This window comes from Nostoc sp. NZL (assembly GCF_015714705.1).
Lineage (GTDB): Bacteria > Cyanobacteriota > Cyanobacteriia > Cyanobacteriales > Nostocaceae > Nostoc > Nostoc foliaceum_A.
In genome coordinates, this window is sequence record NZ_WBKL01000159.1 from 1 (window position 1) to 26,962 (window position 26,962).

General features: G+C 43.7%; 18 protein-coding genes. 11 read left to right on the top strand and 7 right to left on the bottom strand.

All coding sequences use genetic code 11. The features are described 5' to 3' along the window. Nucleotides 1–35: 35 nt before the first annotated feature. Nucleotides 36–1,205 (bottom strand): homocysteine biosynthesis protein, encoded by a 1,170-nt coding sequence (locus F8R90_RS22810; RefSeq protein WP_190891089.1) that lies wholly within the window; start codon nt 1,203–1,205, stop codon nt 36–38. 600 nt (nt 1,206–1,805) lie between these two features. On the opposite strand from F8R90_RS22810, the gene F8R90_RS22815 reads away from it, so the two are divergent. The 4 genes from F8R90_RS22815 (at nt 1,806) to F8R90_RS22830 (ending at nt 9,035) form a co-directional block, all read left to right on the top strand. Further along, nucleotides 1,806–2,696, top strand: a complete 891-nt coding sequence (locus F8R90_RS22815) for a DUF4231 domain-containing protein (protein ID WP_196512580.1) — start codon at nt 1,806–1,808, stop codon at nt 2,694–2,696. Nucleotides 2,697–3,654: 958 nt separating this feature from the next. Beyond that, complete coding sequence (locus F8R90_RS22820) at nt 3,655–5,946, top strand: family 2 encapsulin nanocompartment cargo protein terpene cyclase (RefSeq protein WP_196512581.1); 2,292 nt, start codon at nt 3,655–3,657, stop codon at nt 5,944–5,946. An 85-nt stretch (nt 5,947–6,031) separates the two neighbouring features. Next, nucleotides 6,032–7,441: a family 2B encapsulin nanocompartment shell protein gene (locus F8R90_RS22825; RefSeq protein WP_196512582.1), complete on the top strand. Its 1,410-nt coding sequence runs from the start codon at nt 6,032–6,034 to the stop codon at nt 7,439–7,441. Between the two features lie 187 nt (nt 7,442–7,628). Continuing rightward, complete coding sequence (locus F8R90_RS22830) at nt 7,629–9,035, top strand: family 2B encapsulin nanocompartment shell protein (protein ID WP_196512583.1); 1,407 nt, start codon at nt 7,629–7,631, stop codon at nt 9,033–9,035. A 296-nt stretch (nt 9,036–9,331) separates the two neighbouring features. Here the strand turns inward: F8R90_RS22830 and metK are convergent, their stop codons facing one another. Continuing rightward, on the bottom strand, nt 9,332–10,606 hold the full coding sequence (gene metK, locus F8R90_RS22835; protein ID WP_196512584.1) for a methionine adenosyltransferase: 1,275 nt from the start codon (nt 10,604–10,606) through the stop codon (nt 9,332–9,334). A gap of 265 nt (nt 10,607–10,871) precedes the next feature. Next, the gene (locus F8R90_RS22840) at nt 10,872–11,876 is read right to left on the bottom strand and encodes a phosphoribulokinase (RefSeq protein WP_012409283.1); all 1,005 of its coding nucleotides are present in this window, start codon (nt 11,874–11,876) and stop codon (nt 10,872–10,874) included. A 1,208-nt stretch (nt 11,877–13,084) separates the two neighbouring features. Between F8R90_RS22840 and petH the strand changes: the two genes are divergently transcribed. The 7 genes from petH (at nt 13,085) to F8R90_RS22875 (ending at nt 21,079) form a co-directional block, all read left to right on the top strand. Continuing rightward, nucleotides 13,085–14,431 carry a ferredoxin--NADP reductase gene (gene petH / locus F8R90_RS22845; RefSeq protein ID WP_196512585.1) on the top strand — a complete coding sequence of 449 codons (1,347 nt, stop codon included), beginning with the start codon at nt 13,085–13,087 and terminating at the stop codon, nt 14,429–14,431. A gap of 228 nt (nt 14,432–14,659) precedes the next feature. Next, nucleotides 14,660–15,946 (top strand): homoserine dehydrogenase, encoded by a 1,287-nt coding sequence (locus F8R90_RS22850; protein WP_196512622.1) that lies wholly within the window; start codon nt 14,660–14,662, stop codon nt 15,944–15,946. 161 nt (nt 15,947–16,107) lie between these two features. After that, nucleotides 16,108–16,830 (top strand): Uma2 family endonuclease, encoded by a 723-nt coding sequence (locus tag F8R90_RS22855; protein WP_196512586.1) that lies wholly within the window; start codon nt 16,108–16,110, stop codon nt 16,828–16,830. 250 nt (nt 16,831–17,080) lie between these two features. Then, a complete protein-coding gene (locus F8R90_RS22860; protein ID WP_196512587.1) occupies nt 17,081–18,196 on the top strand; it encodes a DUF262 domain-containing protein in 1,116 nt (371 codons plus the stop codon). Beyond that, on the top strand, nt 18,193–19,353 hold the full coding sequence (locus tag F8R90_RS22865; RefSeq protein WP_196512588.1) for an AAA family ATPase: 1,161 nt from the start codon (nt 18,193–18,195) through the stop codon (nt 19,351–19,353). The genes F8R90_RS22860 and F8R90_RS22865 overlap by 4 nt, the downstream gene beginning before the upstream one ends. Before the next feature lie 3 nt (nt 19,354–19,356). Next, a complete protein-coding gene (locus tag F8R90_RS22870) occupies nt 19,357–20,298 on the top strand; it encodes a hypothetical protein (protein WP_196512589.1) in 942 nt (313 codons plus the stop codon). A gap of 79 nt (nt 20,299–20,377) precedes the next feature. Beyond that, nucleotides 20,378–21,079: a Uma2 family endonuclease gene (locus F8R90_RS22875; protein WP_196512590.1), complete on the top strand. Its 702-nt coding sequence runs from the start codon at nt 20,378–20,380 to the stop codon at nt 21,077–21,079. Nucleotides 21,080–21,118: 39 nt separating this feature from the next. Here F8R90_RS22875 and F8R90_RS22880 read toward each other — a convergent pair whose 3' ends face one another. The 4 genes from F8R90_RS22880 to F8R90_RS22895 form a co-directional block, all read right to left on the bottom strand. Beyond that, complete coding sequence (locus F8R90_RS22880; protein ID WP_196512591.1) at nt 21,119–21,988, bottom strand: oxygenase MpaB family protein; 870 nt, start codon at nt 21,986–21,988, stop codon at nt 21,119–21,121. Nucleotides 21,989–22,013: 25 nt separating this feature from the next. Beyond that, nucleotides 22,014–23,144, bottom strand: a complete 1,131-nt coding sequence (locus F8R90_RS22885; protein ID WP_196512592.1) for a CO2 hydration protein — start codon at nt 23,142–23,144, stop codon at nt 22,014–22,016. 170 nt (nt 23,145–23,314) lie between these two features. Continuing rightward, nucleotides 23,315–24,817, bottom strand: a complete 1,503-nt coding sequence (locus F8R90_RS22890; protein WP_196512593.1) for an NADH-quinone oxidoreductase subunit M — start codon at nt 24,815–24,817, stop codon at nt 23,315–23,317. A 139-nt stretch (nt 24,818–24,956) separates the two neighbouring features. After that, the gene (locus tag F8R90_RS22895) at nt 24,957–26,813 is read right to left on the bottom strand and encodes an NAD(P)H-quinone oxidoreductase subunit F (RefSeq protein WP_196512594.1); all 1,857 of its coding nucleotides are present in this window, start codon (nt 26,811–26,813) and stop codon (nt 24,957–24,959) included. Nucleotides 26,814–26,962: the final 149 nt, after the last annotated feature.

Consider the following 26,962-nt stretch of genomic DNA (forward strand, 5'->3'; position numbering starts at 1 on the left):
GCTCCCTACTCCCCACTCCCCAATCCCCAATCTCCTTAAAAATCCGTCCGACGGTCTTGGGGTAGAAAAGATCGCTCCATCGGAATTGGAGAAACTGGTTCTGTGAGGGTAAATGTCCCTGCTTCGATCCACTTTTTCAACTCTAGGGCGACTTGCCTAGAAAAAAATAAACTCGCTAAGGGGGCAGAGCGTACAGCTTTGCCCTCAATAGTGATCCGCCCAGATTTGAGTTGGGCGTAACTCACCAAACCAAAGGTGGGACGGACGCGCCGGGGAATGGAAAAATCCACTATTGGGGCTACTAAGTCTTGATCTTGCACGGCACAGTGTTCAACTACTTGTTCATTTAATACAGGGAGTGGTACACCAACACCTAACATCAATGAGGGCCCATAGCTTTTGAAGTAACAACCCCGCACCCAATGAGCATCCATTTGCTTGGCATCACCAATTAAAGCTAAAGTGGCGGAAGGGCCAATGGGTGTGCGATTAGCTAAACGCTTTTGTAAAGGGAAGTGCTGAGTACCCTCCCAAGCAACATAACCAATACCACCGCCTAAAAAAATTCTTGTACCTATACCAACGAGTTGTAAATCGGGGTCGTTGAGTAAGGGCGAAATAGCACCTGGGTTAGAGTAAACGGCATTTCCCAGACGCGGTTGTAAAGGGCCGAGATAAGTGAAAAGGGGGCGATCGCCACCATTTACACCAACAATAAAATTTTGATAAAGATTGCGCGGATTAAATAAGTAAAACTGATTAATCGTTTCACTGGTAACTGTAGTTTCAAAAGTTGCTCTGGGGTAACAATCTGTTACTTGTCCTTGCGCTTTTACGTGTATAGCTTTGCCAGCAATCAAATCTTCGATTACATGACCGCCGCCACGTTCTCGGACTTCTTCTCCATCCGTCGTCTCTACAGCACAACTCGCACCTAAATATAAATCTACTGCCCCAAAACCAGAGTATGCTGGCACACCATCTAACCAGCAGCGACGAATTTTTATCGGCGGATCGGTATGTCCGAGATTGATAATTGCACCACTTGATTCCATCGGCTCAAAGGTGCCAGTGGTAATTACATCCACCTCTTTAGCAGCTTTAGTAACACCGATTTCTACAACTCGTGCTTTTAACTCTTCAGTTGTCAACACTACCGCACGTTGGCGGCTAATTTTCTCGTTAATTTCTGCAATTGTTCGCATCTTATCAGTGCTAGCGCTTCCTGCTGTCTTCCTTTTTGAAGGATATCTTGATAAATCACAGATTCTTGCATAATTTCCTCTCAAAATATTTGTCGCCAATCTCTGCACGAGAGCTTATCACCCCAGATAGAGTTAAAATTCCAAAAAAACAATTCAAGTATTGCAAAGTCTAAATCATATATTTTTGGGGCAGGCACGTTACTTATGTCTGAAATATTTTTTATGTCTACGTAAAATTACCATCAAAAAAGCCTTGCATTATCAATCAAATATATGTATGGTTAGGATTGACTAGACTCACTGGACTTAAATAATTTTATGTCAACCGAAAGAAACATTTCTGACTGTTGTAAAGCATTTTAAGCCAACTAGTCAATCGTAAAGTGGGAGCAAATAGTAGATGCTAGAAGGTTTGGGAAGGAAAAGAATTACCTAACGGTCATAAAAAGGATATTTAAGCAAAAGTTAGAAGATTAGCTATTTATAGTAAAGCTGCTCTCTGGCTAACTTATCCTGACTTTAACCCCCTCAAAGCAATTCTACTTGTTGCTATTCATTTGATTGCTACATTTAATCTGATAACGAATTGAGTAAGAGGCAATGACTACTTCTGAATTAACTAATTTTGAGCAAAAAAACCAAAGTAAGGTTTCTGATAGAATTGAAAATTTATCTTCTTCATCAGATGAAAAAAAGTTGTTTAACTTGAAGGTAATTGAGTATTTATTACTTGCAGCTTTTGTATCTTCTGGACTCTTTATTATTTTTCTTTCAGATGATAAAAAAGTTGTAATTTCTGGAGCAGTAGCTCTAACATTTTTGTTTTTTTTATTGCTCATCAATAGACAAGTATTTCAGAACTATAAGAAGGCCGCTTATCAGTCTGAACTCACCAAAAAAGCTGAACTCTATAGTTATCTATTGACTAATCCTAATTCCTGGGATAAAGATACGCTGACTCTGACAAGAGGGAAGGCTTTACAATACAGCCAAGACTTGATTGACGATTATAAAAGAATTAGAGGTTTATCAAGGAACCTTTACTATAGTTTGCAAATTGCGACAGTAATTTTATCAGGAGTCACACCGATTTTAGTTCTGGTAGACAAATTAGAAGCTGGACAAGCTTGGCTCAAGTGGCTCCCTGTGCTTTGCCCAGCTATTGCTTCTATAGTTGCCAGTATAGTTACCTCTTTTCCTTTTCAGAAGAATTCGCTTGCTGCCAATACAGCTGTTGAATTGCTAGAAGCTGAACAAGAGAAATTTATATTGGGAGTGACTCCGCCTTATCGTTGCTATGATGTGTCTGACGAAACCCAACAGCAACAAAAGGCAAGTCAAGCATTAGAATATTTTATTGTTCAAGTGAACAATATCCATCTCAACCAATTGCAACAAACAAGTGAGACGCAATCAGAGAAGACAGAATCATCTTCATCTAATGAGTCAAACAAAGCAGGAGCAGAGGTAACGAACGAAAAGAACACCTGATGAGCTAATTGTGGTCACGAATCAGTCGAGTCTTCTTTGTAGTTATTGTTTTAAATAGGATTTATTCAGACTGGCTCGAAAGTCTCAGATTCCCAACTTCTTAGAAAAGTCGGGAATCTTATTGTTATTCCACTCCAGCATTGCTTGTGCCAAGCGCTGCCGAATCTGCAACATAGCTGGGTTTGTGGTTAAAAGTGCTAGTTACAATGTTGTTTTTTTGATTCTAGCAGCGATCGCAGTGATAGCTTTGGATATTTTTGGTTATATGTCCTAAAACCTTTATTCAGATAGGGTTTTGCTCATTGATATTTATTTTTTGACTGTTTTTGTAGCTATGAATAGGCATAGCCCCCGCAGGCATCGCTAATTTGCTCACAACATATGACTTTGAGCGTTTAGCCTCAATTATTCTCGACCAAAGTCATAAAAGAGCATTAATTGCAAAGATTTACAATTAGCAATTATTGTTTAATAACTGTCTTAAATATTTTAACTATTTGCTTAACTGTCTTAACTGTCTTAACTGTCTGCTAATTGTTCAATTTTTAATTTAACTATCTGTCTTAACTGTCTTAACTGTCTGCTAATTATTCAATTTTTAATTTAACTATCTGTTTAAATGCTTGAACCTACGTATTGCTTTTTTTCTCTAACAATGAAAGATTTATGACAACAGCATAAATTGCTAAAAATTCATTTGTCATCATCTCAAAGGAGTAATAACTCAAACAGATTTTTCAAATGCTTTATCTTTCGGTATAGGCAACTTCAGCTAAAACTGACATAGCTCTTTATTTGGACTAAGAGTATTTTGTATTATCCCCTTGATACGAGCTACCACGGGCAAATCACACATGGGGACGTAGCTAAGTGAGGATGCTCGTCAACTGCCATGATCCTCATCTCAGTCACGAAATGAAGATAGCAAGAATACCCCAGAGGAGGTTACGCGCAGATCATGCAACCCTTTGAACTGCCTGAATTTTACATGCCTTGGCCCGCCCGGCTGAACCCAAACCTGGAAGCAGCGCGAGTGCATTCCAAGGCGTGGGCCTACCAGATGGGGATACTTGGCTCACAAGAGGAAGCGGAAAGCTCCCTTATCTGGGACGAACGCACATTCGATGCTCACGACTACGCCTTGCTTTGCTCGTATACCCATCCAGATACGCCAGGTACGGAGCTTGACTTAGTGACCGACTGGTATGTTTGGGTGTTCTTCTTCGACGATCACTTCCTTGAAATCTATAAGCGCACCCAAGACATGGTTGGTGCGAAGGAGTACCTTAATCGACTGCCGGCGTTTATGCCAATCTACCCCGTCAGCACTCCCCCAGTGCCTACTAACCCAGTAGAGCGGGGCTTGGCTGACCTATGGTCTCGCACCGCGTTCACCAAGTCTGCGGACTGGCGGCTCCGGTTCTCCGAGAGTACTAAAAATCTCCTGGAAGAGTCTTTGTGGGAACTCTCCAATATTCGCCAGGATCGGGTAGCTAACCCGATCGAGTATATCGAGATGCGCCGCAAGGTTGGTGGTGCTCCGTGGTCAGCGGATCTGGTTGAGCACGCCGTATTTGTTGAGATCCCGGCTGAAATCGCCAAAACTCGGCCGATGCGTGTACTGAAAGACACATTTGCCGATGGGGTACATCTTCGCAATGACCTGTTCTCATACCAGAGAGAAGTAGAGGATGAAGGTGAGAACGCCAACTGCGTGTTGGTCTTGGAGCAATTTCTGAATGTGAGTACGCAGGAAGCGGCTAACCTCACTAATGAACTTCTAACCTCGCGGCTACAGCAGTTCGACAACACCGCCATCACCGAACTGCCCCCTCTCTTTGAGGAGCACGGACTAGACCCGGTAGCTCGTGTGAACGTTCTGTTATACATCAAAGGACTTCAGGACTGGCAGTCGGGCGGTCACGAGTGGCATATGAGGTCGAGCCGCTACATGAACAAGGGAGGGGACAATTCCTCTACATCCACGCTACTTCTGGGTGGTCCCACTGGGTTGGGCACATCAGCCGCGCGGATTGGATCGTTATACAGTGCCTTGGGTTTAGGAAGGTTCAAGAGCTTCACTCATGTTCCATACCAGCCTGTGGGGCCGGTGACACTGCCGAAGTTTTACATGCCGTTCACTACAAGTTTGAATTCCCATCTAGATACCGCACGGCAGCATTCCAAGGAATGGGCGCGCCAGATGGGGATGCTGGACTCACTACCTGGCATTCCTGAGGCCGTAATCTGGGATGACCACAAGTTCGATGTTGCCGACGTGGCCTTATGCGGTGCGTTGATCCATCCTAATGCGTCCGGTCCTGAACTGAATCTGACGGCGGGCTGGCTTGTCTGGGGAACCTATGCTGACGATTACTTTCCAGCGCTGTACGGGCACAACCGCAATATGGCGGGTGCAAAAGTGTTCAATGCCCGATTGTCAGCGTTCATGCCTCTCGATTCCAGCCCGATCCCGTTACCAACCAACCCAGTGGAACGCGGCTTGGCTGATCTGTGGTCTCGCACAGCTGGCCCGATGTCCGCGATCGCACGGGGTCAGTTCCGGCGTGCGATCGCGGATATGACCGAAAGCTGGTTATGGGAACTCGCCAACCAAATCCAAAATCGAATTCCCGACCCGATAGATTATGTTGAGATGCGCCGTAAGACCTTTGGCTCGGATCTGACGATGAGCCTATCCCGGCTAGCTCAAGGCGACGAAATCCCACCGGATATCTACCGCACCCGACCGATGCGCCAGCTGGATAATTCGGCCGCCGACTTTGCCTGTTTGACCAATGACATCTTTTCTTACCAGAAAGAAATAGAATTCGAGGGCGAACTCAATAACGGTGTGCTGGTCGTTCAGCAATTCCTCAACTGCGATCTATCGCAGGCCGTCGAGGTCGTCAACAACCTAATGACCTCTCGGGCCCGCCAGTTTGAACACATCGTGGCCACCGAACTACCAGCCCTTTTCGACGATTTCGACCTGGACGCAAGTACCCGCGAGAAACTGTATGGATATGTCGAGAAACTACAGCAGTGGATGTGCGGTGTGCTCAAGTGGCATGTGACGGTAGACCGCTATAAGGAATTTGAATTGCGTAATAGTTCGGTAACAGGGCATCTGCCAAGTGGCCCCACAGGGTTAGGCACTTCGGCTGCGCGGATCAGATCGTTGATCGGTGCGGGATGTATAAGTTCAGTACTAGGTCAAGTGGGGTCGGGTTCTTTTGCCAGTGAATAAAGTTTGGTGGTGTGAATCCAAAGTCAGTATTGGGTCAATCAGGTCAGGTTTTTTTGTTAGGAACTAAAGATTAGAGGATTAGGTTATGACTGAATCTATCGAGTTGAATTTGGATGTTGAGAGTGGGCAACCCCAACTGAGTTTGAGTACCGCAGCTGCGCGTAACTTGGCAACGACAACCAAATCTGCGCCACAGATGCAGGAGATTACATCGCGGTGGTTGTTGAAAATGTTGCCGTGGGTGCAGACCAAGGGTGGCACTTATCGGGTAAACCGTCGATTGACCTATGCCATTGGCGATGGGCGCGTAACTTTCACCAACACTGGAGCCGAGGTGCGGGTGATTCCTCAGGAACTTAATGAGTTACCATTGCTGCGAGGATTTGACGACACCGAGGTGTTGAACGCGTTGGTAAGTCGGTTTGTTCAGCAGGAATTTGCACCTGGTGACATCATTGTGCAGTTAGGTCAGCCAGCCAATCAGGTTTTCCTGATCGCTCATGGCAAGGTGGACAAGATTGGCGTTGGCAAGTATGACGAACAGACCGTGTTGGGTGTGTTGGCTGACGGCGACTATTTTGGCGATCGCATCTTAGTAGAGCCTCAGAGCAATTGGGATTACACAGTCCAGGCAGTCACCCGAACCACGGTATTGGTGCTACCACAACAGGCGTTTCGGGAACTGCTCAATCAGTCACAGGCACTACAAGCTCACGTTGATCGCTTCAGAAGCCTCCCACTAGTCCCGCAGAACGAGTCCGGTGAAGCTGCCATTGAGGTGACATCAGGGTACGTCGGAGAACTTGAGTTGCCGGGAACCTTCGTAGATTACGAACTCTCACCCCGGGAATATGAGTTGAGCGTCGCTCAAACCGTATTGCGAGTGCATACTCGCGTAGCGGATCTGTACAATGAACCGATGAATCAGACCGAACAACAATTGCGGCTGACTATTGAGGCATTGCGGGAACGTCAAGAACACGAGTTAATCAACAACCGTGGATTCGGCTTGCTACACAACGCCGACTTCAAACAGCGCATCTACACCCGCAACGGGCCACCCACCCCCGACGACCTCGACGAACTGCTGGCCAAGGTATGGAAAGAGCCGGGACTCTTCCTGGCGCACCCCCGCACCATCGCCGCCTTTGGTCGTGAATGCAACCGTCTTGGCATTTATCCACAAAGCATTGACCTGGGTGGACACCGAGTGCCTGCTTGGCGGGGCATACCTATCTTTCCCTGCAACAAAATCCCCATTACCAATACTCGCACCAGTTCTATCCTCTTGCTTCGTACAGGTGTGGAAAAACAAGGGGTGATTGGCTTACATCAAACTGGTATTCCCGACGAATACCAACCCAGCTTGTCAGTGCGATTTATGGGTATCAGCGAAAAGGCCATCCTCTCCTACCTAGTTACCGCTTACTACTCCGCAGCCGTCCTTGTTCCTGACGCACTCGGCATCCTGGAAGATGTCCAAATCGGACTCTAAAGCATTCTTGCCGAATTTTAGATTTTAGATTTTGGATTTTAAATTTTGGATTTTGGATTGAAAGATTCAAAATTCAAAATTTAAACATGTCTGTTCGCGTAGCGTCTCCGACAGGAGAAGCAACTGGCATGAGGTTTCTAACTGCCTAGTTCACTTTTGTTAGTAATTAGAGAGTAAGGATAAGGTGATGACAGAATCTATCGAGTCGAATTTGAATGTTGAGGGTGGACAGCCCCAGCTAAGTTTGAGTACCGCAGCTGCGCGTAACTTGGCGAAGACAACCAAATCTGCGCCACAGATGCAGGAAATTACCTCACGGTGGTTGTTGAAGATGTTGCCGTGGGTACAGACGAAGGGTGGGACTTATCGAGTAAACCGTCGGTTGACTTATGCCTTTGGTGATGGGCGCGTAACTTTTGCCAACACCGGGGCCGAGGTGCGGGTGATTCCCCAGGAACTTGCTGAGTTGCCATTACTGCGAGAATTTGACGACGTTGATGTGTTGAACGCCTTGGCAAGTCGGTTCGTTCAGCAGGAGCTCGCACCTGGTGACATCATTGTGCAGTCAGGCCAGCCAGCTAATCAGCTTTTTTTGATTGCTCATGGCAAAGTGAACAAGATTGGTGTTGGCAAGTATGATGAACAACCTGTGTTGGGTGTGTTGGCTGACGGCGATTATTTTGGCGATCGCACCTTGTTAGAATCCCAAAGCAGCTGGCAGTTTACAGTCCAGGCTATCACTCGCTGCACAGTATTGGTGCTACCACAACAGGCTTTTCGGGAACTGCTCAACCAATCGGAGGCGTTGCAGACTCACGTCGATCGCTTCAGAACCCGCCCCCAAGTCCCACAGAACAAGTACGGTGAAGCTGCGATCGCTTTAACTTCGGGGCATATCGGGGAGACTGAGTTGCCGGGAACCTTCGTAGATTACGAACTTTCACCCCGTGAATATGAGTTGAGCGTCGCTCAAACCGTGTTGCGGGTGCATACTCGCGTAGCGGATTTGTACAATGAACCGATGAACCAGACTGAGCAACAACTGCGGCTGACTATCGAGGCATTGCGGGAACGTCAAGAACATGAGTTAATCAACAACCGTGGATTTGGTTTGCTGCACAACGCCGACCTCAAACAACGCATCTACACCCGCACCGGGCCACCCACCCCAGACGACCTTGACGAACTGCTCACCCGGCGGCGGAAGTCGAAGTTCTTCCTGGCCCACCCCCGCACCATCGCCGCCTTCGGTCGGGAGTGCAACCGCCTCGGCATCTATCCAGAAAGCATGGACCTGGACGGCAGCATGGTGGCGGCTTGGCGGGGTGTACCCATCCTTCCCTGTAATAAAATACCCATCACCGATACCCAAACTAGCTCCATTCTTGTACTCCGCACTGGAGAGGAAGATCAGGGCGTTATCGGCTTACATCAAACTGGTATCCCCGACGAACACCAACCCAGCTTGTCTGTCCGATTCATAGGCATCAGCGAAAAGGCTATCATTTCCTACCTCATCACCGCCTACTACTCCGCAGCTGTCCTTGTCCCTGACGCACTGGGAATCCTCGAAGATGTCGAAATCGGTCGTTAAGCGAAAGAGTCGCACATCTGCTGGGCTTCTTCCTGCTGCGCTAACGCGTCTCTACACGCCTGATAATCCTTAACTGAACTGTATGAGATTAATTCATCTTGTGGGTGAAAGTTGAAATATATAAGACTTACGCAATAACTCTCTCAAACTCTTATTCCTTTGTGTCCTTTGCGTCCTTTGCGGTTCGTTTTTTCATTATTTTGCGTAAGTCCTGATATAGATGAGGGTATAGGCAATTTCTGAAGTTGCTAATACCCTCAAATCAACATCTTAAGTTTTTGTAGTAGCGTATAAGTCTAAGTTAATGCCTGAGCAACTGCTGCCGAAAGTGACTCGTTTGCTGCTTGTTTCAACAATTCGGCTTTATCGGTCTGTTCCCAAGGCAAGTCTAAATCAGCCCGCCCAAAATGACCGTAAGCCGCGACGTCCTGATAAAAACGTCCGCCTCGTTCACTTGGTAAGTTGCGTAAGTTGAAGGTATGGATAATCCCCGCTGGTCGCAGTTCAAAGTGCTGATTGATTAATTCCAGTAAGGTTTCTTCATCCACTTTACCAGTGCCAAAGGTATCCACCAGAATGCTTGTTGGTCGCGCTACGCCAATAGCATAGGATAGCTGAATTTCAACTTTTTCTGCTAACCCAGCGGCGACAATATTTTTCGCGACATAGCGAGCCGCATAGGCAGCAGAACGGTCTACCTTTGTGGGGTCTTTTCCAGAAAAAGCGCCGCCACCATGTCGTGAATAGCCACCGTAAGTGTCAACGATTATTTTCCGTCCTGTCAAACCAGAGTCTCCCTGAGGACCACCAACGACAAATTTGCCAGTGGGGTTGACTAAAAAACGTGTTTCCTGATTAGGCTTAACGTCAATGTCGCCAAAAACAGGTTCGACCACTGCTGACCAGAGGTCTTGTTTAATTTTGGCTTGTACAGCCACCTCATCCGTAATTTCCCCTATGCTGGCTGTATGCTGGGTGGAAATTAGAATAGTATCAATACCTACTGGGCGTCCATCTTCGTAGACCACAGTTACTTGGGTTTTACCGTCAGGACGCAGGTATGAAAGTTCACCCGTTTTCCGAACTGCTGCCAATCGGCGAGCAATGCGGTGGGCAAGACTGATGGGTAAGGGCATCAGTTCTGGTGTTTCGTTACTGGCAAAACCAAACATTATACCTTGATCGCCTGCACCAATTTTGTCGAATAGCTCATCACTATCTTGCTGGCGAGTTTCTTGGGCGGTGTTAACGCCTTGAGCGATATCAGGTGATTGTTCGTCTAAAGCCAGCAGAACGCTGGTGCTATTAGCAGAAAAGCCATTATCGGCATTGGTATAGCCAATTTCGGCAATTTTTTTGCGGGCGAGATTGACGAAATTAACATTGGCTTTGGTGGTTATTTCACCAGTGATTAGCACCAAACCAGTATTAACTACTACTTCAGCAGCGACACGGCTGCTGGGGTCTTGTGTCAGTAGGGCATCCAGAATGGTATCAGAAATCTGATCGCAGATTTTATCTGGATGACCTTCGGTAACTGACTCGGAGGTAAATAAATATCGACGAGACAAAGGAAATTCCTCCTTTCTTGGGTTTTTTGCGCTGACTAAATGTGAGTATTTAGTTCAACTACCTAATTTATGAAATCATAACAATATTTATACTTCAGTAGTTAGTATCTTCTTGATATTGATAAAAATCACTAACTATAAGGTAAGTATCTGTAAAGAAGACAAATGTATGCTAATTATTTTCTGGTTAAAATGTATTTAATAACACAAAAAAAGGGGGACACCCGGAAGCGCCCCCACAAGCTTTGACACAAACACTGCTGCTTTAAACCTGAACCGCTAACTTTGCTTCTGTAGCTGTCAACCGCTCATAGGCAGCACGCATTTTCAAACCTGTAAGCACTTGGAAGAAACCAGTACCATTGTTGGAACCTGGATACTCACGGTGCTGGAGTAACAAGTGAGTCAATTCACCTTGATATTTAGTGGATGTATTGCTGAGATGGGTTTCGATATAAATTACTTCTTCCAAGTTGTCAAATTGACCATCTACCTCTAGTACTGAGACATAGCGGCCGTAGTAAACATCTGAACCGTAGTACAGTTGCATACCAGGATAAGAACAGGTCAGCTTGCGTCCACAAGGAGTCCAATTAATTGTTGACCCTTCATCAAACAGGTAGGTTGGATCAAAGCCTTCCTTACCTTCCCTTTGGAGCATACGTACCCTTAAGACTCTACGCTCGGTGTCGTTTTTGATCAAATTTGTGGGCAATACCTGGAGAACCACATCGGCAAATTCTCTTTGTGGTTCGATAAACTTTTCAAAATCAGGTTTACGGGAATTGATTTGCGCTAACACATCTTCGTAGCGATGACCGCGTTCAGCCATATCTCGCTGGATTTTCCAGGCAATTTTGACTTCATCGCTAATGTCAAAATAAACACTGAAGTCGATTAGCGATCGCACCCGCTCATCATATAAAGGATGCAGCCCTTCAACAACTATAATATGATTCGGCTCCACCCGCTCTGGCGGATCAATCAAGCCGGTTTCGTGGTTGTAAATCGGCTTATCAATCGCTTGACCACTTTTGAGCGTTTTAATTTGCTCATACATCAGGTCAAAATTGTTCGCCCTGGGGTCTAAAGCCGTTATCCCAGTTTCTTTACGCTGTTTGCGATCCAGGGAATGATAGTCATCCAAGCAAATGACTGTCATTAAATCTTCACCAAACAAATCTATCAAACGACGCAAAAACGTAGATTTACCGCACCCAGAGTCTCCGGCTACTCCAATCAGTACCACGCGTTCCGGCTTACTTGTCATAAATCTCCTCTAAAATACTAAAGTTGTGTCAATAATTTTTCACACAGCAGATTCTGAAGCCAGGAGTTTACCCCTTTGGTTTATCCTGCGTTCTTGCTACCTAGCACAGCTATAAGACACCAAGCGGGTAGACAACAAAGTAATTAAGTTGCTACTCGTCGGACTAGCCTGAATGTTGGTGCCGGTAAGTATTTAATCCTAGTGGTATATTTGATTTTAACAGAAGGGGGTATCCCATACAAGATTGCTGTCAAGAAGAATTAGCCTGGTTCATCAATCATTTTTTTGTTGATTTAGTTATTAATTTAAAAATGGGGATCAGCACCGCCCATCAGCGTTGCGCCTTTATCACTCCGCTACTTGTGACTCTATATAATCAAGACTGTAAAGTATAATTTATTATTGCAGCCAATTTTCTAATACTCCTAAATTCTAATTCCTGTTCGAGAATACTTAAGATATTCAAAGCAAAAATCTATCCAACGAATGAGCGAACAACTTGCATTAGTCAAATTATTGGTTGTAAATTTATGGATATGCTCAAATAGAAGCGTTGGCTTTATGGCAAAGTACTGATAGAGGTTGACAGATTTTTCACATCAAGTGAAACTGATTACAGTTGCTTAAATCACGGTTCTCTATCTCCTTATGTTTGTAGCTGGAGTTGTTCTAGTCATGTCATTATCCATAGACAGGTCATGAATATAACTAACAACATTGTGGGAGAGTAGTAGATTGTGAGAAGTAAAACCAATCGGAAGAAGACCTTCTAGGATTGGCATTCTCCGATTAAATCCTTGGATTAGGCAAGCGCAACCGCAATTTTTGGAAGTCAACTGAGCAGTAGCTTCCACTAATCGAAGTAGGTTTCCTACAATATCATCTGCCCTTTTAATTTGCTCGTTTGGTAGTAGGGAAAAAAACTATCTCCCTAATAGGAGTGGTAGTTAACGAAAAAAAGATTAAATTGACTCATTATTAACATTCTCCACAAGACTTATCCTTTACCTTAGAAGGTGAACAGGTGTGTTTTTTGCTATGCCTGCATGTCTTTGGTGAGTGTACTTAGCAAGGCATTAATTTAACGATGCCGTTTTTCCAAAAGGGCCAGTTTTGTGAAACGAAAATCCGGTAAACTAAAGCTGGCATGGGATGGGAATAGTTTTTTTTGAAAAACGGTTAAGTAAATTATCGGAGTGGTAGAACGAATGTACAATCAAGGTGCTGTTGAGGGTGCTGCCAACACAGAATTAGGTAGCCGCGTCTTCCTTTATGAAGTGGTGGGTTTGCGTCAAAGCGAAGAAACTGATCAAACTAACTACCCAATTCGGAAAAGTGGCAGTGTGTTCATCAGAGTGCCTTACAACCGCATGAATCAAGAAATGCGACGTATCACTCGTCTAGGCGGCACAATTGTTAGCATCCAGCCTGTAACTGCTTTACAGCCAGTTAATGGTAAAGCCTCACTTGGGAATGCTACAAGCGAAGTCAGCGAGTTAGCTACATCTGGGGAAACTGCTAACAGTGAAGGGAATGGTAAAGCCACACCTGTAAATGCTGATAGTGAAGCCAAAGGCTTTGCTAAATCATCAGCTGAAGAACAGCTCAAGAACAAGGACAAGAAAGGCAACACCATGACTCAAGCGAAAGCCAAAAAAGACCACGGTGACGTTCCTGTTAACACTTACCGTCCCAATGCTCCGTTTATTGGCAAGGTAATATCTAATGAACCGCTAGTTAAAGAAGGCGGTATTGGTATTGTTCAACACCTTAAATTTGACCTATCTGGCGGTGATTTGAAGTATATAGAAGGTCAAAGTATTGGGATTATTCCACCAGGATTAGACAAGAACGGCAAACCGGAAAAACTTAGACTCTATTCCATTGCCTCAACTCGTCATGGCGATGATGTAGATGATAAGACAGTATCACTGTGCGTCCGCCAGTTGGAGTACAAGCACCCAGAAACTGGCGAAACAGTCTACGGTGTTTGCTCTACACACCTATGTTTCCTCAAGCCAGGGGAAGAGGTAAAAATTACAGGGCCTGTGGGTAAGGAAATGTTGTTACCCAATGATCCTGATGCGAATGTAATCATGATGGCAACCGGAACAGGTATTGCTCCTATGCGGGCTTATCTGTGGCGTCAGTTTAAAGATGCGGAAAGAGCAGCTAACCCAGAATACCAATTTAAAGGATTCTCTTGGCTAATATTTGGCGTACCAACAACTCCAAACCTTTTATATAAGGAAGAACTGGAAGAAATTCAACAAAAATATCCTGATAACTTCCGCCTCACTGCTGCTATCAGCCGCGAACAGAAAAATCCCCAAGGCGGTAGAATGTATATTCAAGACCGCGTAGCTGAACACGCAGATGAATTGTGGCAATTGATTAAAAATGAAAAAACCCACACATACATTTGCGGTTTGCGCGGTATGGAAGAAGGTATTGATGCAGCCTTAACTGCTGCTGCTGCTAAGGAAGGCGTAACCTGGAGTGATTACCAGAAGCAACTCAAGAAAGCCGGTCGCTGGCACGTAGAAACATACTAAATTAGTCATTAGTCATTAGTCATTGGTCATTAGTCATTAGTTTTAGACAAAAGACGAAGGACAAAGCACAAAGTCTGTAGACGCTTCTGCGGCTTTCCGCAGGGTGCGCCGGCTTCCGGCTAACAGAACTTTGTAAGAGAGGACAAATGACAAAGGAAGCAGGATAATCAGTAGGTAGGGCAAACGCTCTACCTACAATTGTTATTGGTGAAATTGGGTGCAAAAATTGTGGGTGTGAAACTAGGAATACTCGGATTAGGCACCGTGGGAACGGGGACAGTGCAATTATTGCAAGATAGGGTTGGTCGTCACCCTTTGTTGCAAGAGATAGAAATTTATCGGGTGGGAGTGCGATCGCTCGATAAACCCCGTGCAGTAGAATTGTCTACAGAAGTCTTAACTACAGATTTAGAATCAATTGTCAATGATCCGGCGGTAGATATAGTTGTCGAGGTGATGGGTGGACTGGAGCCGGCGCGATCGCTCATCCTCAAAGCTTTGAGTAATGGTAAGCATGTAGTCACCGCCAATAAAGCCGCGATCGCCCGCTTTGGGGCGGAAATTTTCACAACTGCCAATAAAGCTGGCGTATACGTCATGCTAGAAGCGGCTGTGGGTGGTGGGATTCCAGTGATTCAACCCTTGAAGCAGTCTTTAAGCGTTAACCGGATTCATACTGTAACTGGTATCGTTAACGGTACAACTAACTACATCCTGACGCGGATGCAGACAGAAGGCAGCAACTTCAGCGATGTTTTAGCTGATGCCCAACGTTTGGGTTATGCTGAGGCTGACCCTACAGCCGATGTTGATGGCTTAGATGCAGCAGATAAAATTGCCATCCTCGCATCATTAGGCTTTGGTGGACGGATCAACCTACAAGATGTTTATACTGAGGGCATTCGGCAAGTCAGCAAGACAGATATTGCCTACGCCGAAAAATTGGGATTTGTGATTAAATTGTTAGCGATCGCTAAACGTGACACTCCCTCATCCCCCCTATCCGTCAGAGTTCATCCTACCCTAGTGCCCAAAGCCCACCCTCTGGCTAGTATCAACGGCGTTTACAACGCCATTCTTGTGGAAGGAGAACCAATCGGGCAAGTAATGTTTTTTGGCCCCGGTGCTGGTGCTGGTGCAACCGCCAGTGCTGTCACATCAGATATCTTAAATTTAGTTGCTGTCCTCAAAACCAATACAGCAGTTGCAAATCCATTATTAGCTTGTGGACATCAGGAATACTGCCAAATTGCGCCGATGGCAGAACTGATAACTCGGTTTTATGCCCGTTTCCTTACCAATGACCAACCGGGAGTTATCGGTAAATTGGGAACCTGCTTTGGCAATTATGGCGTTAGCTTAGAGTCAATTGTCCAAACTGGCTTTCAAGGGGAACTTGCAGAGATTGTGGTTGTTACCCATGATGTGCGAGAAGGTAATTTTAGGCAAGCTTTGGCAGAAATTCGTGATTTGGAAGCGATCGAAAGCATTCCCAGCTTACTGCGTGTACTTTGAGATTAGTCGGGAGTGAAGCTCGTCAAATCGCTTTGCTCCAATTCGTAATTATCCCAAAGATAACAATCTCCATCTTATACAGACCAAGCTATGAGTAAAGCTTGGTTAAGTACACAAGCTAAACTAAAAAATAAACTTCACCCCAGCGCGAGGCTAGACCTATGACCTCTGCAACTGATCCATCCACCGCCCTCACTCCTTTCCCCGACCATACGCAGCTACCAGAGTCAGATGGTACTTTCGTGAAAAACTGGCAAGAGCATCCCCAAAGCATCTTACTCACTGACTCGATTACACCTGTCCTTAAACAATTACATCCTGAAGGTCAATATTGTATAGGTCAGGACTTAGGTATTTACTGGCGTTTGACAGACCCGCCAGAACGAGGAGCAGAAGCACCAGATTGGTTTTATGTAGGAAATGTACCGCCCTTGCTCGATGGACAAACGCGGAGGTCTTATGTACTGTGGCGAGAATTTATTGCCCCTTTAATTGCCTTGGAATTTGTCTTTGGGGATGGTAGTGAAGAAAGAGATAAAACACCTTGGCAGGGGAAATTCTGGATTTATGAGCAAGTAATTCATCCGGCTTTTTATGGCATTTATGAAGTGAATAAAGCCAGTGTAGAAGTTTATAAATTAATTGGTGGACAATATCAGTTATTAGCAGCAAATGAGCGCGGACATTATCCGATTACGCCTTTGGGAGTAGAGTTAGGTTTATGGCAAGAAGAATATCAAAACGCCCAATTGCCTTGGTTGCGTTGGTGGGATTTGCAGGGTAATTTGTTGTTGACTGGTGAGGAAAGAGCCGAACAGGAAAGACAAAGAGCCGATCGCTTAACTGCTCAATTGCGATCGCTCGGCGTTGAACCAGAGGTTTAAGTATTTGCTTTAAGGGTGCGATCGCTCTGATGTTACCGGAGGCGATCGCGCCAATTTTGGATTTGCCTGGGGAAGGTAAACAAGTAATAGACTAGTTACGTAGAGACGCGAAATTTTGCGTCTCTGTCATTTTGCGAGATAGTAGGATTGAAGTACGCCAGTTAAAAAGCCCCATTTGCTGATGTAGTAACACCAAGCATCACTAATAACTGAGTGAACAAACAAGTGTTAATACTAAGGAGTAAGCGCTGTGACAGATTTGAGTAACTACAATGCAGAATTAGCTGAGGAAGAAACTTTAGAAGAAGAACAAGAGGAAAAAGTTACTTTCCAGTATGACCCTGATAAAATTAACATTGTAACTAGGGAACCAACAATAGAGTTATTGCTTAAAAGAATCAATGAAGAAGCCCTTGATTTAGCACCTGATTTTCAACGTCATGCGGATATATGGAAAGAAGATGCCCAAAGCAGGCTTATAGAATCTATTATTATCCGCATCCCCATACCAGCATTTTATATAGATGCTACTAATGAAGATAAATGGTTAGTAGTCGATGGGTTACAGCGTCTATTTGCACTAAAGCGCTTTATTCTTGATAAAAAACTTAAACTATCTGGATTAGAATATCTTACAAATTTGGAAGGTAAAACCTACGATGAAATTGATCGCAGATACCAACGCCGCCTTGAAGAAACTCAACTAACAGTATATTTGATAGAAAAAGGCACACCTCCAGAAATTAAATATAATATTTTTAAACGCATTAATACAGGAGGGCTTGCTTTATCTCCTCAAGAATTACGCCATGCTCTTAATCCTGGTAAGGGAACAAACTTTTTAACTAAACTTGCTGCATATCCAAAATTTAAACAGGTAGTTAAACTTGGAAATGAACGGATAATGCGTATGGAAGATCGTGAATTTATACTAGGTTTTTTAGCTTTTACGTTGACTCCTTATAAAGATTATGCCGACAACAGAGATACTTTTTTAACTAAAGCACTATCTAAAACAAATAAACTCTCTGAAGCTGAGTTATCTAATATTGAAAATAATTTTCAAAGAACAATTATAGCTACCTGGAACATCTTTGGGAAAGATGCATTTCGGAAAATATCTAATTCTCAGAAAAGACAGTTTCCTATAAATAAAGCTCTATTTGAATCTTGGTCAGTACTTCTGAGTAAATTGAGTGATGATCAAATACAAATTTTAATAGATAGAAAACAAAAATTGATTAATATATTCAAGACATATATAGACAATGACAAATACTTTTTAGAATCTATATCTCAGGCTGCTGAGAAAGTACAGTATAGATTTAGTACTATAGAAAAAATAATTCAGGAAGTACTTCTATGATTGATTCCCTAACACTCACAAATTTTAAGCCTTTTCAAAATCAACCCCTTACATTTAGACCACTTACCCTTTTATCTGGACTTAACAGTACTGGTAAATCTTCTGTTTTACAAGCATTATTATTATTAAGACAATCTTATCAAAAAGGTTTATTGTTAGAAAAAGGCTTGGTACTCAATGGAGATTTGATTAATATTGGTACAGCTAAAGATGCGATTTTTGAAGGTGCATCTAAACAAGAACAACTAGTATTTGAAATACTTTGGAAAAATGGCACAAAAAGTATATGGAAATTTAAAAATGAAGAAGAAGATATAGGAGCTAATTTTTTATATCTTACATCAGAATATGTAGACTATCGAGTATATGAATTATCCAGTCTTTTTAATCAAAATTTTCATTACATTGAGGCAGAGCGTATAGGGCCAAGAGCATTTAACCAAATGTCATATGACAAAGTTCAATTACTCGGAACGCTAGGCACTAGATGTGAATATACATTAAATTTCCTTTCAGTCAATGAGAGGAGAATTATTACTAATCAAAAATTAAGTCATCCTAATGTAAAAAGTTCACAGCCACAATACGACGATCCAGAGGAAAAATCACTAGCTTTAATAGATCAAGTAGAAGCATGGATGGGAGAAATTAGCCCAGGTACACGTATAAGGATAAAATCAAATCCAGACATGGATTTGATAAATTTGCAATGCGGGTATGGAGATAGCAACCCTTACCGTGCAACTAATGTTGGCTTTGGAATTACCTACACTTTACCAATCATAGTAGCTGTACTCGCCTCAGAACCTGATACACTAATTCTAGTTGAAAACCCAGAGGCTCATCTTCATCCCAGAGGACAAGCAAAAATGGGTGAATTGTTAGCACTGGCTGCTAGTTGTGGTATTCAAGTGGTGATAGAAACTCATAGCGATCATGTTTTAAATGGAATTCGGCTTGCAGTTCATGGCGGAAAACTTGAGCCAGAAGATGTCCAGTTGCACTATTTCCAGCGTCAAGAAAAACAAGGACAAGCATTTACTGAGGTAGTTTCACCACGGATTGACCGCAACGGCAGAATTGATAATTGGCCTGATGGCTTCTTTGATGAATGGGAAAAGAATTTAATCACCTTACTCAAACCAAGGGATATTTAACGCATGGACTTGGAGATGGTGTTTAATGAGCTGTCCATGCGAATTCCTGCTGATAATATTCAAACAGCTAAACAAAGGATGTTAGACCTGATTGCTACAGCAAGAGAAGCTGCGGAAAGAGGTATAAAGCCCATAATTCGCACGCATAGTGAGTTTTATGCTAGTGTACTAGCGAATAATTATTCTTTATCTGATTGGCTTCGAGATCCAAGTATAGATAGGGATGATATGCGATTTATTCTTACAGCAGCAAAGACTCCTTATCTAGCAGATATTCAAAATTCTGAGATTGAAAATAGAAATATACTATCTGATTTTTGCTGTGAGGGAGAAACTAGTGCTGGTCTTGGCATTGCTTATTTGCTTGAATCTCTTGCTTTAAGCATCAGCTCAGAATCGAAATGGAAATCTAATAGTATTGTTCTGGAAGTTACTTGGTTAGAAGACAGTGAAAACTTGAATTCGGATATAGTAGAAGTTGTTCACGCCAGTAGCAAAGAGCATGTACAGGAACATATTACTTGGATACAGGAGCGTCTGAGAACAGGAGTTAGTGACGGACTAGATTTGTGGAATCGCAGAGAAGATTTATTTCCCTCCCTGCTCTTTTGTGAAAGTGTTAATCAACAAATACAAAATCTTGGTAATGGTGATCCAATGCTAAGACAGGTCGTTAGAAAGTTGTTTGAACTAGAAAACTACTGTAAAACTTGGACAGATGGAGCTTTTAATTTAGACCTTATTCCTAGCAAAGCGACTCCAGAAAGTGACTCTAGACTTCAAAAATTAAAGCCGAAACTAACCTTTAAGTGTCCTGATAATGTGCATCGTATCTTTAGTTTCCACCTAAGAATGACTGGTGCAGGGGCTTGGCGACTTCATTTTTCTGAAGAATTAGGGCCAGCTAAAATTCTCATTGGGTACATTGGGCCAAAAATCCAATAATCTTAAAGCTAATTAGAAAAAGCGATCGCCTACGCTTGCTAAACTAAAAAACAACCCTTACTCCTGCAAAGGTAGTCTTATGACCTCTGCAACCGATCCATCCACCGCCCTCACCCCGTTCCCAGACCATACACAGCTTCCTGAATCTGACGGTACATTCGTGAAAAACTTTCAGGAGCATCCCCAAAGTATTTTATTAACAGACTCGATTAAACCGATATTACAAAAACGCCATCCTGATGGGCAATACTGTATTGGTCAAGATAGCGGTATCTACTGGCGGATAACTGACCCTCCAGAAAAAGGCGCAGAAGCTCCTGACTGGTTTTATGTAGGCAATGTACCGCCTACCCTGGATGGACAAACGCGCAGGTCTTATGTACTCTGGCGAGAGTTTATTGCCCCATTGATTGCATTAGAATTTGTCTCTGGGGATGGTAGTGAGGAGCGAGATAAAACTCCTTGGAAGGGAAAATTTTGGATTTATGAGCAGGTGATTCGTCCTCCCTTCTACGGCATTTATGAAGTGAATAAAGCCAGCGTAGAAGTTTATGAATTAATTGGTGGACAATATCAGTTATTAACAGCAAATGAACGTGGACATTATCCCATACATCCTTTAGGAGTTGAGTTAGGGATTTGGCTGGGACAATATTACAATATGGAATTGCCTTGGCTACGCTGGTGGGATTCGCAAGGTAATTTGTTATTGACTAGTGAGGAAAGAGCCGATCGCTTAACTGCTCAATTGCGATCGCTAGGTATCGAACCAGAAGCCTAAATTTTTGGATGAAGGTATGAAACCAATCGCTTAAACAAGTTAATCGGAGGTTTGCGGCTTAAAATTTTCCGATGGCCCCACATTTGCAATTTCATAGCCAGTGGGATAGCTGGGGATAGGAGAGTCAATATAAAAATTAGGCTGATTCCGAGGTGGGAATAACCGGATTAATTTGGCTCGGATTTTTAGTAGACTTACCATAACCGATCGCAGCAATGGCGAAGGATAGGGAAAACCAAAGGCATCGAGCATTGTGTCATCGAGTAAAGCGTAGATACCTGGTTTGATGGAAGAACGCATCCACCAAGGAAACCAACTCAAAAATAAATCGCGTGTAGCTTCCCCAACTCGACAATTTGTATCTGAATAGCGGAATTTTTGGCGTTCGTAGTCAAGGTTATAGCGCTCGAATTCTTCGTAGGTTTCAGGGATATTCTGAATCTGCATTTGCTTACCTACTTCTCGCCAGAAGTAAAAAGACGCTAATTTTTCTTGTTTGCACATCAGCCGCCAACCAAACTGTGCATTCCAACGGATAGGCTCGAAAATGAAAGTTGAAAGTACATACAGGAAATCGTTGTTGTCAATCTTGAAGCGTCCGTGGAGTGCATTCATGCGTTGCAGGGCTTGTTTGCCGCGATCGCTATCATAACCCCACTTAATCATCTCTCCAACAATTATTGACGTATCATCGTAGCGTTTTTGCGGACAATGGGTAAATTCTCCTGTCTGATTCAGCAATTTAGAAATACTAGGAACGCAGTAAGTTCGCATCAAAGCAACTTCGAGCGATCGCGTCATATCCCAAGGAAACTCATAGCCATTCATCAAGTTATAAATCCGGCAATGATCTTGCACTGGATCAAGTTGCTGAATTAGGTGAAAATTTTTATAACGATTGAGAAGCATCTGAAATTTCTCTGTATAAATTCAGTTATTTATTGACATCTAGCAACCGCGAAGTTTCTAACCGACTCATCCACTTCTCTAAATAAACTCGATTACCTTTTTCCTCATTTGGATCTTTAGTATCCAAAGGATAAGGCATCAATCCCAAAATCGTCGCTGTTGTCACGCAAAACATCGATTTTTGGAAACTCATGCAAATTTGTACCCGCAAATCATCTTCACCCCGAAGACTGCGACGATAAATTTCATGCAAATACTCTGGAAGATAATGACGCATATCCTGCATCAATAAGGTGGGAGGAATACCCGCACCGCCGATGGGCAAAGGATCGGCATACAATGCGCCATATTGAAATCGGGTTTGATCTGGGGGGATTTGATATCCTTGGGCGTTGTATGAAACTGTACCGTGGAAAGGAGTTCCTCGGAAGAATACTGCTTCTACATAAGGTATTGCTGTATCTGCTAAGAAGGTCAAACCAACACTTTTGGGAATGATTTCATAGACTTCATTCCGAATTTTGACGGCGTAGGTAATTGGGTTTGATGCATTTGCCACTAACCCTGCTTTAATATGTTCTACAATTTGGGGAATCGATTTGATTTCGCCTCGGTCGTAGCGGTCTGATAAGTTGAGGAACATATCAGCCATGACTCGCCAGAATTGACCTAAGCCAGTGTAGTAGGCAGAGACGCGCAAATGTTCTGTTAAGAAATCTGGAAACAGTTGGTTAATACCCGAAATTAAAGGATTATTTTTAAACTTTGCGGCGATAACGACTTGCGCTCTTTCTTTAAATTCATTTGTATCTAAATACGTATCTAGCCCGCCGCCACCATGCCACATCATGCCTTTCATGCAATACTCGGCATATTCAAAATTAATTCGGTCATGCCACCAGTGACGGAGTAATTTCTGAAAAGAAACCTCTCCATTAAAGTATTTAAAAAATGGGAAAAATACTAAAAATTGATGCTCGGCAATATAGTTAAGATTTTTTGAGTAGGCATCTAAAACTACCCCATAGCTTTTAAGAATACCAACAACTTCCAGGACATTTTCTGGATTATCGGGGAGTAATGCCTCTCCTTTTTGCAAGCGTTCAATATACTCAGCTAAGGGATTATGAGTCGCTTTCTTTTTAATAGTTACCATTGCTATCTCTCCAACAAGTATAGGGATTAGGGCATTGGGCATTGGGCATTGGGCATTGGGCATTGGAAAGAGGCAAAGGAGGGGGGTGCAGGGTACAGAGGCGGAATTCTTCTCCCTTGCTCCCTGCTCCCTGCTCCCCTGCTTCTTCCCCATTCCCCACTCCCTACTCCCTAATCCCTATTCCCCACTTTATCCAAGGACACGGCTAATACTACGTTTTGGCTATTCACCATTGCTGTAATTGTTGGTTCAGTCCAGCGTGCTAACCAACCAGGTTGAATGCCAAAAATTACAATCAGCACAGCTAAAATTGCAGCTGGGCCGCGATCGCTCCAATACACCCGTGGTAAGTTGGTAACTTGTGCAGACAAGCGTCCAAAAAAGGCACGGTTGAGAAGTATTAAGAAGTAAACCGCAGTTAAGCCTGTGCCAATCATTGATAGCAGGGTTTGCACTGGAAAAACTGGGAAACTACCCCGAAAAACGATGAATTCGGAAATAAACCCCAGCATTCCCGGTATACCAGCGCTGGCCATGGCTCCCACAACAATCAAGCTACCAATTACAGGCATACCGCGTTCTGGGTTCAGCAGTCCTTGGAGGACTTCTAAATCCCGGCTTCCGGCTTTTTTATATACAACCCCTACCAGCAAAAACAGCATGGCAGAAATCAAGCCGTGACTAATCATCTGCATCACAGCACCCAACACACTTAATGGTGTAGCCGCCGCCGCCGCCAAAAGTACATAGCCCATGTGTCCAATGGAACTGTACGCCACCATTTTTTTCATATCGGTCTGGGCGATCGCGCAGGATGCACCATACAATACACTCACTACTGCCCAACTCGCTAACCAAGGAGCCACATAAGCCCAAGCTTCTGGTAACAAGTTCATACCAAACCGCAGTAAGCCGTAGGTTCCCAACTTTAATAACACTCCAGCCAACAGCACAGAAATTGGTGTGGAAGCTTCAACGTGAGCATCTGGTAACCAAGTATGGAAGGGAACCAAGGGAATTTTAATCCCGAAACCTACCAAAATTCCCCCTAGCAGTAAAAGCTGTGTAGCTAAAGGTAGAGTCGTAGGATTCAAAGTTGCTAATGCAAAGCTAGAAGAACCACTCAACCAAACCATGCCGAGGAAACTTGCCAAAATCAAGATTCCCGAAACGGCGGTATAAATAAGAAATTTTGTTGCAGCATAACCCCGCTTTGCCCCACCCCAAATGGCTATCAATAGATATAGCGGGATTAGTTCCAATTCGTAAAACAAGAAAAATAGCAGTAAATCCTGTGCCAGAAAAGCTCCGGTCACCCCAGCGCTTAATAATAATATCAAAGAGTAATAAAATTTAGGACGCTGTAGGGATTCATCACTGCTGTAAATGGCAATGCAAGTTAACAATCCATTTAAAACCAGCAGTGGCAAAGATAAACCATCTATTCCCAGGTTATAGTTCAAACCTAAGACATCTATCCAAGGGAGAGACTCGGCAAATTGTTGAGTGATTTCCCCTGGATGAAACTGAATTGCTAGTACGATTGTCCACAAGAAAGCGATACTGGCAAAGACCAAAGCCACCCCACGGGCAAATTTCCCACTGATGCCAGAGGGCGAGAAACCAATTAAAGCTGCACCGATTAACGGCACTAGAATTAAAACACTAAGCATAGATAGAAGGGGATAGGGGAAAGGGGACAGGGGATACGGGATAGGGAAAGAGGGAGAGAATAATCCCTAACTCTTAACTCCTAACTCCTAACTTCTCACTCAGCACGGATTAAACCATAGCTATCCGCTAACAGCACTCTTAAAAAGGCAATTTATCTAGTAAACCCGATGACCAGCTGATGAAAAAACCCAGGACGCTGACAACTGCTAGGATGGTCAACATATAGCCCTGAGATTGCCCAGAAATGCTGTATTTTAAAGTTTGTCCGCCAAGGATTGTTGCAAATCCAACTAAGTTCACTAGACCATCGACTAAATAGCGATCGCTCCAAGCAGAGATTTTAGATAGCAGTGCGACTGCACCTACTACCGTTACCCGATAAACTCGGTCAATATAAAAATCATAACCTAACAAGTCCTGCACAAATCTCCACGCCAAGATTCTGGATCTTGACCAAGCTTTGTGTAGATGAACTGTAGAACCTACACCTACCCCCACGACGGTAGAAGTAAACAACGCTAACGCCACATACCAATTAATACTTTCCCAATCTGGTAGCAAGTACCATTGCTGTAGCATCAGAGGTAGAAGCAGAGTGAAGACTGTGAGAATCACCATTGGTAAGGCCATCTGCCAACCAACTTCTGGGGTGCGACGGGTCTTCTGTTGCGGTTTCCCCCAAAAAACTAATCTGAATACTCTGGTCAAGTTCAATGCTGTCAAGCCATTGACCAATAATAAAACCCCAATTACCCAAGGGCTAATATTCACAAAACCGTCAGCCCATGCTAACATTGCCCAAAAGCTTCCTAAAGGTAGCAGTGTTACCATTCCGGCTGAACCGACAATAAAGGCAGTAGTTGTGGCTGGCATCCTTGACCAAAGACCGCCCATTTCTGTTAAGTCTTGGCTTTGGGTAGTCAAGATTACTGAACCGGAGCTCATGAATAATAATGCTTTAGCGATCGCATGAGTTAACAGCAACATCAAGGCCACACCCCCTTGCTGCAACCCCACCGCCAAAAACACTAACCCCATGTATGCACTGGTGGAATGAGATAGCGATCGCTTAATGTCAATTTGAGCTATGGATACTAATGTTGCCCCAATCGCTGTCACCGTTCCCATGACTACTAATACATTCAAGGCAACTGGCGACAAAGCTAATAATGGTTGCAGTTTATACAGTAGATAAGCACCACCAGCTACTACCAGTGAGTTCCGCATTACCGAGGCGGGGTTGGGCCCCTCCATTGCCTCATCTAACCACAGGTGCAGTGGAAATTGGGCACATTTACCAGCAGGCCCAGCAATTAACGCCAACCCCAGCAATGTTGATGTAATTGGGCTTAAATTAGCTGTTTGCGCCCACTCATATAAATCCGAAAAGTTCAAACTGCCAGCTAAGGTCGAAAGCGTCACCACACCCATTAGCAGTAACAAGTCTCCCACACGTTTGGTTAAAAACGCATCCCGCGCCGCTGTTACTACTAGTGGTTGAGCATACCAGAACCCCACCAGTAAGTAAGTCGAAAGCGTCAGCACTTCCAAAAGGGCATAGCTGAAAAACAAAGAATCACTGATTGCTAGAGCACTCAGCGCTGCTTCAAAAAATCCGAGCAACGCAAAAAAACGCGCCAACGACCAGTCTTTTTCCATGTAACCCAGAGCGTAAACTTGTGCCAGTAAGCTTAACCCCGTAATTAAAACTGTTGCTCCAATGCTGACTGCTGAGAGTTCTAAGGCAAAAGATAAGTCTAAATCAGCAGCTTTGAACCACCGCACCAGTAACTTTTCTGGTTCTCTATCCCAGATAATGTTAAATACAAACAGACTATGTACAAAAGCTAAAACGGTCGTCAACAAGTTTATGTATGCCGCAGGTCTTGGTCCTGTTCGCTGAATTATTCCTATTCCCCACGGCAACGTCAAAATTGCGCCTAATAAGCTATATAAAGGCACAAACCAACTTGTTGAAAATAGAAATTGATCCATTTAAATTTACCTTGATGACTCAGCCTTGATTTAAAAAAACTTTAAAAACAATTATTTAATGTAATAAAATTAATTTACCAAAACATTGATGTTTTTTTACTATTATTATTTCAATTAAATTCCCGGAAGTACTTTTACTTAACGTTATC